Source organism: Cellulosimicrobium sp. So1_17 (assembly GCF_055181235.1).
In genome coordinates, this window is record NZ_CM143702.1 from 2,267,154 (window position 1) to 2,279,682 (window position 12,529).

Sequence of the window (12,529 nt, forward strand, 5' to 3'; positions counted from 1 at the left end):
GCCCCGTGAACCGTCGGTGGCGGGACGGTCTGCGCGGTGCGCCGACCACGTTCCGCCGGGTCCTGCACGCCCTCGGGAGAGATCCGGCCCCCGTGGACGCGCCGGAGCCGCCCGACGTCCCTCCCGACCTCGTCCCGCTGCTGCGCGCGCTCGGCCGCGACCTGCTCGACTCCGGCCAGTCCGTCACGGACGTGGAGGAGGCGCTGGAGGCCGTCGCGCAGCGGTACGGGGCGACGACCGTCGGGACGCTCGTCCTGCCCACGGGCGTCTTCGTGCGGGTCAGCACGGCGGGCGGGACGCTCACCGACTTCGCGGCCGCCGCCGGGAGCGGGCTGAACCTCGACCAGATCGGCGCGATCTACACGCTCGTCCGGCGCCTGCGGACGACCGACGTGCCGCTCGCCGAGGCCAGCTCCGAGCTCCGCGCGATCCGGGCACGACCGCCCCGTTTCGGCGCGCCCGTGACGATCGTCGGGCACGGGCTCCTCACCGTCGGGTTCGGCCTCGTGCTCAACCCGACGGCCCACCTGCTCCCGGTCTACCTCGTCCTCGGCATGTTCGTCGGGGCCCTGCGCTGGCTCGGGTCGCGGTGGCCGACGCTCGGCACCGCCCTCCCGGTCGTCGCGGCGTTCCTCGTCACGGTCGTCGCGACCGACGTCGTGCAGCCGTGGCTCGGCGACGAGCCGTTGAGCGTCCTCGTCCCCCCGCTCGTGTCGTTCCTGCCGGGCGCGGTGCTGACGGTCGCCGCGATCGAGCTGACGAGCAACCAGATCGTCGCGGGCGCGAGCCGGCTCGTGTACGGGGTGGCCCAGCTCCTGCTCCTCGTCTTCGGCGTCATCGCCGGCGCGGCGGTCGCGGGTCGGCTCGACGCCGCGACCGCGCAGCCGACGCTGGGCTGGTGGGCGCCGTGGCTCGGCGTGCTCGTCGTCGGCGTCGGGCAGATGTACTTCGCGTCGACGCCGCGCGGCTCGTTGCCCTGGGTGTGGGTCGTGCTGCTCGGCGCGTACGCCGCCCAGCTCCTGGGTGCGCTGGCCGCCGACCCGCTCGCGGGCTTCGTCGGCGCGCTCGCCGTGGTGCCGCTCGCGACGCTCGTCGAGCGGACCCGGAGAGGCCCGCCGGCCGTCGTCACGACGCTGCCCGCGTTCTGGCTCCTCGTGCCCGGCGCGCTGAGCCTGCTCGGTCTCTCGGACCTCGTGAGAGGCGGGCCCGAGGCCGCGCAGGAGCTCGCGAACGCGGCGGTCGCGGTGTTCGGGATCGCGCTCGGGACGCTCGTCGGCAGCGGTGTCACGCGGGACGCGAGTCGCGTGACACGTACCCTCTTCACATCCTGAGCACGGGTCCCGCACCCCATTCGCGAGGCATCCTCGCGGAAATGGGCGCGTCTGGACGTCTGACTAGTTGACGATTGAACGGTCGGTCGGGATCGCCACGCGCGTCCGGGAGCCGACCTCGTGGTGCGAGGGCCTGAGCGTCCCGCCACGACACGCACGCCGTCGTGGTCACCGCGCCCGCCCTTCGTCCGGCTGCCCCTGCCCGGGGCGGCCCCGCCGGGCCCCGTCGACCACGACCCGACGATCGGACCCCGGTTTGACTCTGCTGCACCACGACGCCCGCGGTACCCGCCGGCCGACCCCCGGCGAGGACCGCTAGATGGGCCGCCACTCCGCTCCGCGCACCTCGCTGCGCTCGACCCTCGGTGCGACGGCTCGCCTCGACGCTCTCGTGCCGCCCGTGACGGGCCCGCGCGCCCGCCGCACCGCCGTCGGGACCGGCGCCGCCCTCGCGGCCGTCGCACTCACGGCGACCACCGCCGCCGCCGCGTTCGTCGACCCCGCGGGGACCTCGACGCAGGGCGCGACGACGCCTGCCCCGGAGACGACCTCTCCCCTCACGACGGCGGGCTCGCCGGCCGTCGTCGCGGACCCCGCGGTGATCGACGCCGCGAGCGACGCGCTCGTGCGCGCGGAGTACGTGACGAGCGAGCAGGCGGGGTCCCTCCCCGCCGCCCAGGCCGCGAAGATCGAGGAGACGCGGACGCGGCTCTCCGAGGCGATCACCGCGACCGGAGGCTCGGCCGACGTGCTGTCCGCCGCCGCACCGGAGGCGCCCGCCACCGAGGACGCAGCCGGCGCCGAGGACACGGCGGCCGCGAAGACCGCAGCGGCGGAGGACGCCGGCACCGAGGCTGCCACGGCCGACGAGGCCGACGAGGCCGACGAGGCCGACGAGGCCGCAGGTACCCGGGCTGCAGGTGCCGAGACGGCCGACCGGGACGCCGACAGGGCGAGCCGCAGCACCGAGCGCACGCGTCTCGACGAGCTCGCCGCACCGCTCACGGGGGGGCTCGTGGCCCCCACGCCGCTCGAGCCCGCCACGGACGGTGCGGCGGACGCCGAGCCGTCGGGCGACGCGACGTCGGCCGCGGACGACGCTCCGGACGAGGACGCCCCGACCGACGACGCCGCGGCCACGGAGAAGGCGGCGGCCGCCGAGCCTGCTGCCGAGGACGACGCCGCGACGGTCGCGCCCGCGAGCGCCGACGACATCACCGCGCTGACCGCCGAGCTGCGCACGCTGCTCGACGCGACCGAGGCGGGAGTCGCCGTCGAGGTCGTCCCCGGCCCGCCGTCGGCAGCCGAGGTGGCCGCCCAGCTCGACCAGTGGGCGACCTCCACGGCCGGGTACGGCAACGGTCAGATCCCGGCCGAGGTGCTGTGCGAGCTGTCCTTCGCGCCCGGCGAGATGCTGCGCTGCGACGCCGACCACCAGATCGAGGCGCTCAACCTCAAGTACCGCGAGGCGTTCGGCACGGACCTGTCCGTCACCGACTCCTACCGCTCCTACGGCTCCCAGGTCTCGGTCAAGGCGTCGCGCGGCTACTACGCGGCGACCCCGGGGACGTCGGACCACGGCTGGGGCCTCGCGCTCGACCTCGGTGCCGGCGTGCAGAGCTACGGCACCGCGCAGTACGAGTGGATGCGGGCCAACGCCCCCGCGTTCGGCTGGGACAACCCCGAGTGGGCCCGCGCCGGCGGGTCCAAGAACGAGCCGTGGCACTGGGAGTACGGCGACCTCTCCTGACGCTCCCGCACCGCGCCCGACGCCCCGCGACCGCTCCCGGTCGCGGGGCGTCGTCGTCCCGAGGCGGCGGGGCTACGTGGTCAGCGCCGCCGCGACGAGGAGCATGGTCACGAGGAAGCCCGTCACGAGGTTGAGCCACAGGAACGTGCGCCACCCCGCGTTGGCGCGCTCGCAGTCGGCGTCGCGCACGTCCCGGAAGCGCAGCACGTTCACCGCGTACGGGAGCGGCAGGAGCGCGGCGAGGACTCCGGGCCACGGCAGGGCGGCGAGGACCACCGTCGCGGCGACGTACGCGCCCGCGGCCCCGAGCACGGTCGCGCGCGCCCCGACGACGGTCGCGACGGACCCGATGCCCGCCTCCCTGTCGGCCCGCACGTCCTGCACGGCGCCGAACGCGTGCGACGCCGCCCCCCAGAGGAAGAACCCGACGAGCACGGGCCACACGGTGCGCGCCCCGAGGTCGGCGCCGACGAGCACGAGCGCGTACAGCAGCGGCCCCACGAAGTGCATCGACGACGTCGCCGAGTCGAGGAACGGCCGCTCCTTGAACCGCAGCACGGGTGCCGAGTAGGCGACCACGAGGAACACCACGAGCGCGAGCACGAGGCCCGCTGCCAGGTCGCCGAGCGCCAGGAGCCAGACGACGAGCGGGACGTTGGTCAGCGCGCACGCCGACAGGATGCGCCGGTGCGTCGCGCGCGCCGTCGCCGGGTCCGCGAGCGCCCCCTCGATCCCGCCCTTGCGGGGGTTGCGCAGGTCGCTCTCGTAGTCGAAGACGTCGTTCACGCCGTACATGAGCAGGTTGTACGGGCCGAGGAAGTACAGCGTCCCGACGACGAGCGCGACGTCGACGCGCCCGCCGGTCGCGACGAGGTACCCGGCGGCGAACGGGTACGCGGTGTTGATCCACGAGAACGGGCGCGATGCCGCGAGCACCTCCTTCACGACGCGTCCCCTCCGGTGGCGTCACCCGGTCCGGCGGCGTCGTCCGGTCCGACGGCACGACGACGACGTCCGAGGACCGTCCACAGCACCGGCATGCCGAGCGCCGCGGCGACCGCGTAGGCGAAGTCCTCGAGCGGCGCGCCCCACAGGTACACGCCGAGGATCTTGTCGGGGTCGTAGACGTACAGGTCGGCGGCGATCATCAGCGTGTCGAACACGAGCGTGAGCACGCACAGGACGAGCACGGTGAGCGTGAGCGGAGCCGGGCGCAGCCGGCGCAGCACGCGCCACGACACCGCGACCAGCACGACGAGGACGATCACGTTGAGCACGATGTTCGTCATGCGTCACCGTCCCGGTCGGCGAGCCCGGCTCCCCCGCCGGGCGTCCGGTGCCGGCCGCGCAGCACCTGCTCGAGCAGCCGCCACACGACGAGCGCGACGTAGCAGAGCAGCGTGAGGAAGAAGACCTCCTCGATCGGGAGGTCCGGCGCGATCAGGACACCCGTCATCCACGGGCTCTCGCCGCGCGCGAAGATGCCGAGCACGAGCCCGGCGACGTCCCACAGGAGGAACCCGACGACGCCCAGTCCGACGGTGAGGGCGGCACGGCGCGCGTCGTGCCAGAAGGCGAGACGGAACCGGCGGTCGATCACGGCCATGCCGCCCAGCGAGACGGCGAGCGCGCCGAGGTAGGCCAGTCCGGTCACCCCCGCGTCACCGCCGCACCGCGACGGGCCCGCCGAGGCGCTCGGGCCGCCGGCTCGCATCGAGGAAGCCCGGCCGCAGCGGCTCCGGGAGCGGGCGGGCGGACGTCTCGCCGAGCAGCCGCTTGGCGACGAGCTCGGCGCTGATCAGGCACATCGGCAGTCCCACGCCGGGGATCGTCCCACCTCCCGCGTGGTACAGCCCGTCGACGCGCGGCGACACCACCCCGGGACGCCACAGCGCGGACTGCCGCAGCGTGTGCTCCATGCCGAGCGCACCGCCGCGCCACGCCGACAGCTCGGTCGCGAAGTGCGCGGGCCCGAGGACGCGCCGGGTCACGACACGACCGGGCAGGTCGTCGATCCCCGCCCACGCGCCGACCTGGGCGAGGTAGCGGTCGGCGAGCCCTTCGAGCGCACGCTGCGACGGGGCGTCGGCGCCGAGCGCCGGGTCCGCGGGGAACGGGACGAGCACGAAGAGGTTCTCGTGGCCGGGCGGCGCGGCGGGCCTGCCCGACGCCGGCCCGTCCGTCGCGGTCGTGCGCGACACGTACAGGGACGCCGGCTCGGGCACGCGCAGCCCGGTGACGGTGCTCCCCGCGTCCGTGCCGAGGATCGCCTCGAAGTTCCGTGGCCAGTCACGTGTGAAGAACAGCGAGTGGTGCGCGAGCTCGGGCAGCTCGCCGCGCACCCCCGCGAGGACGAGCAGCGCCGAGACCCCGGGGCCGTGCGCGTCCCACCAGGAGTCGGGCCGCGTCGACCAGCGGCGGTCCAGCAGGCGGGTCTCGGTGTGGTGCAGGTCCGCGGCGCTCACGACGACGTCGGCGGCGACCACCTCGCCCGAGGCGAGCCGGACGCCGGTGGCGCGCCCGCGGCGTCGGGCACCGGGCTCGACCTCGATCGCCTCGACCTCGACGCCCGTGCGGATCTCGACGCCCTCGGCGCGCGCGAGGCGCTCGATCGCCTCGATCACGGTGTACATCCCGCCGCGCGGGTAGAGCACGCCGTCGACGAGGTCGAGGTGGCTCATGAGCGAGTAGAGCGCCGGCGCCCGGTACGGCGACGACCCGAGGAAGACGGCGTGGTACCCGAGCACCTGGCGCAGGCGGGCGTCGTCGACCGTGCCCGCGGCGTGGTCCGCGAGGGTGCGTCCGAGCAGGCGCGCGAGCCGCGGCAGGCGGCGCACGACGTCGGGCGAGAGCGCGCGGTCGGGCCGCTCGAACGTCGTGTAGAGGAAGTGCTCCAGGGCGAGCCGGTATGCCTCCGAGGCGTCGTCGGCGTAGGCACCCATGCGCGCACCCGCGCCGGGCTCGAGGGCGTCGAACGCGGCGAGCGTCGCGGCGCGGTCGCGCGTGACCTCGAGCGTCGTGACGTCCGGACCGCCGGAAGACGCGGTGCCGTCGGTGCCGTCGGTGCCGTCGGTGCCGTCGGGCTCGAAGAAGACGCGGTAGGCCGGGTCGAGGCGCACGAGGTCGACGTGGTCCTCCACGCGCTCGCCGAGCAGCGCGAAGAAGTGCTCGAACACCTCGGGCATGAAGTACCACGACGGCCCGGTGTCGAACCGGAACCCGTCGAGCTCGAGCGTGCCCGCGCGACCGCCGACCGTGTCGTGCCGTTCGAGGAGCGTCACCCGCGCCCCGCCCCGCGCGAGCAGGGCGGCGGTCGCGAGCCCGGCGATGCCGCCGCCGACGACCGCGACGCGCGGCGCCCTCACACGCCCGCCCGGCTGCGCGACGCGAGGCCCCTGCTCCGCGGCGCCGCGACCTGGCCGAGCAGCTGCGTGCTCGCCGCCCGCGCTGCGAGCGCGAGCTTCACCGGGTCGGCGACCCGCACGCGCACCCGGAGGATCTCCTCGGGCGGGGTCGCGCAGAGCCGCGCGAGGAGCCGGTCGTAGACGGCGAGCGTCGCGGCGACCGCTACCCGCGCGCGCACGGGGAGACCCGGGAGCGACGCGCGCGCCGCCGCGAGGTCGGCCTCGACCTCGGCGCAGAACGCCTCCACGTCCCGCCGGCGCAGGCGGTCGGGCACGACGCCGGGCAGGTACCGGCGGCCGAGGTCCGCGTAGTCGGTGCGCAGGTCGCGCAGGAAGTTGATCTTCTGGAACGCGGCCCCGAGCGCGCGGGCACCGTGGACCAGCGTCTCGTCGGGCGCGGTCAGCGGGTCGCGCGGGCCGCGGTGGGCGTTGAGGAAGACGGCGAGGCACATGAGCCCGACGACCTCCGCGGAGCCGTACACGTACCGCTCGTAGCTCTCGCGGTCGTGCACGTGGACGGTCAGGTCGGTGCGCATCGAGGCGAAGAAGGGGTCGATCTCGTGGTGCCCGATCCCGCACCGGCGCGCGGTCCGCGCGAACGAGTGCACGACGAGGTTCGTGGACCAGCCACGCTCCAGCGCGCGCGCGGTCTCGGCCTCGAGCTCGTCGAGGACCTCGGCGGCGCCGTCGCCGCGCCGCGTGTCGACGACCTCGTCCGCGATGCGCACCAGGCCGTACACGGCGTCGATCCCGTCGCGGGTCGCCCGGTCGAGCAGTCGCGCCCCGAGGCCGAACGAGGTCGAGTAGGACGCGAGCACGACCCTGCTCGTGCGCGCCGCCGTGCGGTCGTACAGGTCGTGCTCGGCGCCCACGCCACCACTCCGTCCAGGGTCGTCGAGGAACCGGGGAGCGCGCGGCCCCACGCATTCCTCAGCATGCTGAGGAATGTCATGCTCTCATGCCGCAGCCGCGTTCACACGTCGGCGGGCACCTCGATCCGACGAGGACCGGCCTGCCACGCCTCCCACGCCGACGAGATGATCTCGGGCAGGCCCTGCGACGCGCGCCAGCCGAGCACCTCGTTGATGCGGCGCGGGTCGCCGACGAGCTGCGGCGGGTCGCCCGCGCGGCGCGGCTCGATCTCCGGCGTGACGTCGAGCCCGCTCACGCGGCCGATCTCGTCGATGACCTCGCGCACGGACGACCCCTCGCCCGTGCCGACGTTGAACACGTCGAACGGCCGCTCGTCGGCGTCGAGGTAGTCGAGGGACGCGAGGTGCGCCTGCGCGAGGTCGAGCACGTGGATGTAGTCGCGCAGGCACGTGCCGTCCGGCGTCGGGTAGTCGTCGCCGAAGATCTTGGGTCGCTCGCCGCGCTCGAGGCGGTCGAGGACCATCGGGACGAGGTTGAGGACCGCGGGGTCGCCGAGCTCGGGCCAGCCCGCACCGGCGACGTTGAAGTAGCGCAGCGCGACGAACCGCAGGCCCCACGCGCGACCGGCCGCACGGCCGAGCCACTCGCCGACGAGCTTGGTCTCGCCGTACGGGTTGATCGGCTCGGCGTGCAGCTTCTCCTCGACCATCGACACCGACGGCATGCCGTAGGTCGCCGCGGAGGACGAGAACACGAGCCGGTCGACGCCGGCCGCCTGCATCGCGGTGACGAGGTTCGTGAAGCCGCCGACGTTCTGCTGGTAGTACCACGCGGGCTTCTCGACCGACTCGCCGACCTGCTTGCGGGCCGCGAAGTGGATGACGGCGCGCACGCCGTGGTCCGTGAGGGCGCGGGTGAGCACGTCGACGGCCTCGGGCGCCGCGACGTCGACCTGGACGAGCTCCGCGTCGCCGACCCGGTCGGCCCGGCCGGTGCTCAGGTCGTCGACCACGACGACCTTCTCGCCCTTGTCCTGCAGCAGCCGCACCACGTGCGCGCCGATGTATCCCGCTCCGCCGGTCACCAGAATCGTCATGCGGGCCAGCCTAACGGCGGGCCGCCCTGCCCCTCCGGGCCGTCCCGGGCGCGCGCACCGGACCTCAGTGGTGCGCGGACGACTCGGTGCACCGCATGTCGGGCGGCTCGATCTGGAACGTGCAGTGGTCGACGTCGAAGTGGCCGCTCAAGCAGGTCTTGAGCCGGCGCAGGACGTCCGTCCCCTCGCCGCGGGCGAGGCGATCCGCCTCGACCTCGACGTGGGCCGACATGACCGGCACGCCGGACGTGATGGTCCAGGCGTGCAGGTCGTGCACGCCGACGACGCCGGGGACGCCCTCCATGTGCTCGCGGACCGCGGCGAGGTCGACGCCCGGGGGCGTCGCCTCGAGCAGCACGTGCGCGACGTCGCGCAGCAGCAGGACGGCCCGCGGCAGGATCATGAGGCCGATCGCGACCGACGCGATCCCGTCGGCGCGGGGGAAGCCCGCCGCAACGGCGACACCCGCGGCGACGACGGCGACGGAGCCGAGCAGGTCGCCCAGCACCTCCAGGTACGCCCCGCGCACGTTGAGGCTCTCGGCCTGGCCCGCGGAGAGCAGCCGCAGCCCGACGGCGTTGGCGGCGAGACCCACGAGCGCGACGACGATCATCACGCCCGCGCGGATGTCCGGCTCGGGCGCGCGCACCCGCCCGACGCCCTCGACGATCACGGTGACGGCCACGAACGCGAGGACGAGGCCGTTCGCGAGCGCGGCGAGGATCTCGGCGCGCTGCCAGCCGAACGTGCGCTGCGACGTCGCCGGGCGGGCGGCGAGCCAGCTCGCGAAGAGGGCGAGCGCGATCCCCGAGGCGTCCGTGAGCATGTGCCCCGCGTCCGCGAGCAGGGCGAGCGAGCCCGAGACGAGCGCGCCGACCACCTCGCCGACCATCACCGTCAGGGTGATGGCCAGCACGACGGCGAGCCGCTTGCGGTGCGCGCCGGTCCCGGTGCCGTGCGCGTGGCGCCCGCCGGGACCATGACCACCCCCGCGGCCGCTCACGACGCCTCCTCGGCGCGCGGGAGCGGCGCGAGGGCGACGTGCTCGGCGTCGGCGAGCAGGTGCGCCACCTCGGGACGCAGCAGGCGGTACCACGACGACCGTCCTTCGCGCCGGACGGCGACGACCCCGGCGTCGCGCAGCATCGTCAGGTGGGCCGAGACGGTGGACTGCGCGAGCCCGAGCTCGCGCGTGAGGTCGACGACGCGGCGCTCGGCGCCCGTCAGCAGGTGGACGAGCGCGAGGCGGCTCGGCTCGGCGAGCGCGTGCAGGAGCCGCGCGACGGCCTCGTGGTCGTGCGTCGAACTTTCCATCGCCATACGGCGATGTTATCGCCAGATGTCGATGAATACCAGGCGGGCGTCTACCCCCAGCCGAGCTCGTGCAACCGGTCGTCGTCGATCCCGAAGTGGTGGGCGATCTCGTGGACCACGGTGATCGCGACCTCCTCGACCACCTCGTCGCGCGTCTCGCAGATCGCGAGCGTGGGATTGCGGTAGACGGTGATCCGGTCGGGCAGCGACCCCGCGGCCCACATCTCGCCGCGCTCGGTCAGCGGCACGCCCTCGTACAGGCCGAGCAGCTCGGGGTCGTCCGCCGGCGCGTCGTCCTCCACGAGCACGACCACGTTGTCCATCTGGGCCGCCAGGTCCGGGGGCACGAGGTCCAGCCCGTCGCGCACCGCGTCCTCGAACTCCTCGAGCGTCATCTCCACCACGGGACCATCCTCCCCCGCTGTACACTGGCCGACGTCCTCGAGCCCCCATCGTCTAGCGGCCTAGGACCCCGCCCTTTCACGGCGGTAGCACGGGTTCGAATCCCGTTGGGGGTACGCAGGATCGTGCAGGACCGGCGGTCACCAGCCGATTTACGGATCGGCTCCTCGGTACGGTACGATCCTCTCGGTTCGAAAGCAGCCCGCCGGACGGCGAGAAGCGGAAGAACTTCAGCATCACAGCAAGGCCCTGTAGCGCAGTTGGTTAGCGCGCCGCCCTGTCACGGCGGAGGTCGCGGGTTCAAGTCCCGTCAGGGTCGCGCGAGGCGAGAGCCCGGGCCGGTCGACATCGGCCGCCCGGGCTCTCGTGTCAAGGCTCTGTAGCTCAGTTGGTAGAGCGTTCGACTGAAAATCGAAAGGTCACCGGATCGACGCCGGTCGGAGCCACCCACGAAGCCCCCGCCGGGGAACATCGGCGGGGGCTTTCTCGTCCCCCGACGCGTCGCGGCACGTCACAGGCGTGTCGAAGAGCTCTCCGTCGACGCGCGGGAGTTGCGGACCGACTCGGCTGCCGGTTGAGTGGGACGAGGATCACCGGCGAAGGGCGGAGACATGAGCGACTGGGTCGACGGGCGCATCCCGCCCGAGGAGCAGAAGCCGACGGTCGGGCAGCTCGTCGAGCGCCTCTCCGAGCAGGCGACGAGGCTCGTGCGTTCCGAGATCGCGCTCGCCAAGACCGAGCTCAAGGACAAGGCGATGCACGCCGGCGTGGGCATCGGGATGCTCGTCGTCGGAGCGGTGCTCGTGCTCTACGGTCTCGGCTTCCTCTTCGCCGCGGGCATGGAGGGTCTCGCCACCGTCATGCCGACCTGGCTGGCGGCGCTGATCGTCGGGCTCTTCCTCGTGCTCGTCGCCGGGACCCTCGCGTTCGTCGGGGTCAAGCAGCTCCAGCGCGGCGTCCCTCCCACCCCGACCGCCGCGGTCGACAGCATCAAGGAAGACGTCGAGACCATCAAGAAGGGGGTCCGCCCGTGAGCGCCGACAAGGCACCCGCGCCGTCCCAGTCCCAGATCGAGGACGAGATCGCGCGCACGCGCGCCGAGCTCGCGGGGACGATCGACGAGCTCACGACGCGGCTCGACCCGCGCGTCCAGGCCTCGCACGTGGCGCAGCAGGCGAAGCAGGCGGCGTCCGACACCGGTGCCTTCCTGTCGGGGGGCGGCTTCCCCGAGGAGGATCCCGACCGGTCGCGCAACGTCAAGCTGCTGCTGGGAGCCGCTGTCGCGGGGACCGCGCTCGTCGTCGCGGCGATCCTCCGCAGGCGCTCCTAGGCCGTCGCGCGTCGTCGCGCCGCCCAGGTCGCCGCACCCCGGGGCGGTCACGCCGCGCCGACCCCGGCACGGTCGTGGCGTCCGCCCAGCGCTCGATCAGCCCTTGTCCGCGCCGTCGGCCGGCTCGCTGGCGGCGCCGAGCAGCGCACGCACCTCGGACTCGCGGTAGCGACGATGGCCACCCAGCGTGCGGATCGACGAGAGCTTTCCCGCCTTCGCCCAGCGGGTCACCGTCTTGGGGTCCACCCGGAAGAGGCTGGCGACCTCGGCGGGCGTGAGCAGAACCTCGGACTCTCCATGCATGGACATCACGGCACCTCCTCCTGGAACGCGCTGGTCCGGCTGATGCCCCGGATCACGACGACAGCACGACGCCAGTTCCCCTCCATTGTCGCAGGATGCGGATTTCGGGCGACTTGACGGACGGGTGAATTAGGAGCCCTATGGTCGGAAGGGTCGGACAGTCGCTCGTGCGCCTTACGGGCACCCTGGGACCCGGCCGGCGGGCGACCCGGAACCCGGCCTCACCGCCGGGTTCGTGGAGAGGTTGTGACGGTACGCACGTCACCATCTCGGCACCTCGCCTGAGTGGCTGGAATAGGCCCCGAGCGTGTACCGTTGGACTCTGAACAGACGAAACTACACCCCGGGGCCGCACGTCTGAGCACGGTGCCGCCCCGCTTCTACGTTGAGGGGGTCGGAGCCATGGGCCGCGGCCGTCAGAAGGCTAAGCAGACCAAGGTCGCTCGGGAGCTGAAGTACTACAGCCCCGAGACGAACTACAGGGCTCTCGAGCAGGAGCTCACCGGTCACAGCCGTACGGATCTCGCGACGGACTCCCGCTTCGGCGCCGAGTCGTCCGACGATCTCGACAGCTACGACCAGCGATACAACGGCTGGTCCGACGACCGCTGACGGTCGTCGCTCCGTCTCCCCTCACGGCGACGGGCCCCGCCCGCAGGTGCGATCTCCACGTACGACGGCGCCGCCATCCGACGGGATGGCGGCGCCGTCGTCGCGCCCGGAGCC

At 73.9% G+C, this 12,529-nt stretch carries 15 protein-coding genes and 3 tRNA genes; 8 read left to right on the forward strand and 10 right to left on the reverse strand.

Annotated features, from left to right (window positions below):
- The first annotated feature begins 92 nt into the window (after positions 1 to 92).
- Positions 93 to 1,331, forward strand: coding sequence for a threonine/serine exporter family protein (locus ACZCLJ_RS09975; protein ID WP_463106322.1), 1,239 nt, complete (start codon positions 93 to 95; stop codon positions 1,329 to 1,331).
- Positions 1,332 to 1,650: 319 nt separating this feature from the next.
- The gene (locus ACZCLJ_RS09980) at positions 1,651 to 3,081 is read left to right on the forward strand and encodes a M15 family metallopeptidase (RefSeq protein ID WP_463106323.1); all 1,431 of its coding nucleotides are present in this window, start codon (positions 1,651 to 1,653) and stop codon (positions 3,079 to 3,081) included.
- Between the two features lie 72 nt (positions 3,082 to 3,153).
- On the opposite strand, the gene ACZCLJ_RS09985 is transcribed toward ACZCLJ_RS09980, so the two are convergent.
- From ACZCLJ_RS09985 to ACZCLJ_RS10025, 9 genes are all read right to left on the reverse strand, one after another.
- Positions 3,154 to 4,026, reverse strand: a complete 873-nt coding sequence (locus tag ACZCLJ_RS09985; RefSeq protein ID WP_463106324.1) for a prenyltransferase — start codon at positions 4,024 to 4,026, stop codon at positions 3,154 to 3,156.
- Positions 4,023 to 4,370, reverse strand: coding sequence for a lycopene cyclase domain-containing protein (locus tag ACZCLJ_RS09990; protein ID WP_463106325.1), 348 nt, complete (start codon positions 4,368 to 4,370; stop codon positions 4,023 to 4,025). The genes ACZCLJ_RS09985 and ACZCLJ_RS09990 overlap by 4 nt, the downstream gene beginning before the upstream one ends.
- On the reverse strand, positions 4,367 to 4,735 hold the full coding sequence (locus ACZCLJ_RS09995) for a lycopene cyclase domain-containing protein (RefSeq protein WP_251152502.1): 369 nt from the start codon (positions 4,733 to 4,735) through the stop codon (positions 4,367 to 4,369). Before ACZCLJ_RS09995 ends, ACZCLJ_RS09990 begins: the two co-directional genes overlap by 4 nt.
- Before the next feature lie 7 nt (positions 4,736 to 4,742).
- Complete coding sequence (gene crtI / locus ACZCLJ_RS10000; protein WP_463106326.1) at positions 4,743 to 6,446, reverse strand: phytoene desaturase family protein; 1,704 nt, start codon at positions 6,444 to 6,446, stop codon at positions 4,743 to 4,745.
- On the reverse strand, positions 6,443 to 7,357 hold the full coding sequence (locus ACZCLJ_RS10005) for a phytoene/squalene synthase family protein (protein ID WP_463106327.1): 915 nt from the start codon (positions 7,355 to 7,357) through the stop codon (positions 6,443 to 6,445). The genes crtI and ACZCLJ_RS10005 overlap by 4 nt, the downstream gene beginning before the upstream one ends.
- Before the next feature lie 101 nt (positions 7,358 to 7,458).
- The gene (gene galE, locus ACZCLJ_RS10010) at positions 7,459 to 8,454 is read right to left on the reverse strand and encodes a UDP-glucose 4-epimerase GalE (protein ID WP_251152505.1); all 996 of its coding nucleotides are present in this window, start codon (positions 8,452 to 8,454) and stop codon (positions 7,459 to 7,461) included.
- Positions 8,455 to 8,518: 64 nt separating this feature from the next.
- Entirely contained in the window at positions 8,519 to 9,457 is a 939-nt protein-coding gene (locus ACZCLJ_RS10015) for a cation diffusion facilitator family transporter (RefSeq protein WP_463106328.1), read from the reverse strand.
- Positions 9,454 to 9,774 (reverse strand): ArsR/SmtB family transcription factor, encoded by a 321-nt coding sequence (locus ACZCLJ_RS10020; RefSeq protein WP_251152507.1) that lies wholly within the window; start codon positions 9,772 to 9,774, stop codon positions 9,454 to 9,456. Before ACZCLJ_RS10020 ends, ACZCLJ_RS10015 begins: the two co-directional genes overlap by 4 nt.
- Before the next feature lie 44 nt (positions 9,775 to 9,818).
- Positions 9,819 to 10,163 (reverse strand): metallopeptidase family protein, encoded by a 345-nt coding sequence (locus ACZCLJ_RS10025; protein WP_251152662.1) that lies wholly within the window; start codon positions 10,161 to 10,163, stop codon positions 9,819 to 9,821.
- A gap of 50 nt (positions 10,164 to 10,213) precedes the next feature.
- Between ACZCLJ_RS10025 and ACZCLJ_RS10030 the strand changes: the two genes are divergently transcribed.
- From ACZCLJ_RS10030 to ACZCLJ_RS10050, 5 genes are all read left to right on the forward strand, one after another.
- Positions 10,214 to 10,286: transfer RNA gene (locus ACZCLJ_RS10030), tRNA-Glu, on the forward strand.
- Between the two features lie 129 nt (positions 10,287 to 10,415).
- Positions 10,416 to 10,489: transfer RNA gene (locus ACZCLJ_RS10035), tRNA-Asp, on the forward strand.
- A 54-nt stretch (positions 10,490 to 10,543) separates the two neighbouring features.
- Positions 10,544 to 10,616, forward strand: a tRNA-Phe gene (locus tag ACZCLJ_RS10040).
- Between the two features lie 165 nt (positions 10,617 to 10,781).
- The gene (locus ACZCLJ_RS10045; RefSeq protein ID WP_251152508.1) at positions 10,782 to 11,204 is read left to right on the forward strand and encodes a phage holin family protein; all 423 of its coding nucleotides are present in this window, start codon (positions 10,782 to 10,784) and stop codon (positions 11,202 to 11,204) included.
- Complete coding sequence (locus ACZCLJ_RS10050; protein WP_251152509.1) at positions 11,201 to 11,500, forward strand: DUF3618 domain-containing protein; 300 nt, start codon at positions 11,201 to 11,203, stop codon at positions 11,498 to 11,500. Before ACZCLJ_RS10045 ends, ACZCLJ_RS10050 begins: the two co-directional genes overlap by 4 nt.
- A gap of 96 nt (positions 11,501 to 11,596) precedes the next feature.
- On the opposite strand, the gene ACZCLJ_RS10055 is transcribed toward ACZCLJ_RS10050, so the two are convergent.
- Complete coding sequence (locus ACZCLJ_RS10055; protein ID WP_251152510.1) at positions 11,597 to 11,809, reverse strand: BldC family transcriptional regulator; 213 nt, start codon at positions 11,807 to 11,809, stop codon at positions 11,597 to 11,599.
- Positions 11,810 to 12,205: 396 nt separating this feature from the next.
- Here ACZCLJ_RS10055 and ACZCLJ_RS10060 point away from each other — a divergent pair, with 396 nt between their 5' ends.
- Positions 12,206 to 12,415 (forward strand): DUF3073 domain-containing protein, encoded by a 210-nt coding sequence (locus tag ACZCLJ_RS10060; protein WP_251152511.1) that lies wholly within the window; start codon positions 12,206 to 12,208, stop codon positions 12,413 to 12,415.
- Positions 12,416 to 12,529: the final 114 nt, after the last annotated feature.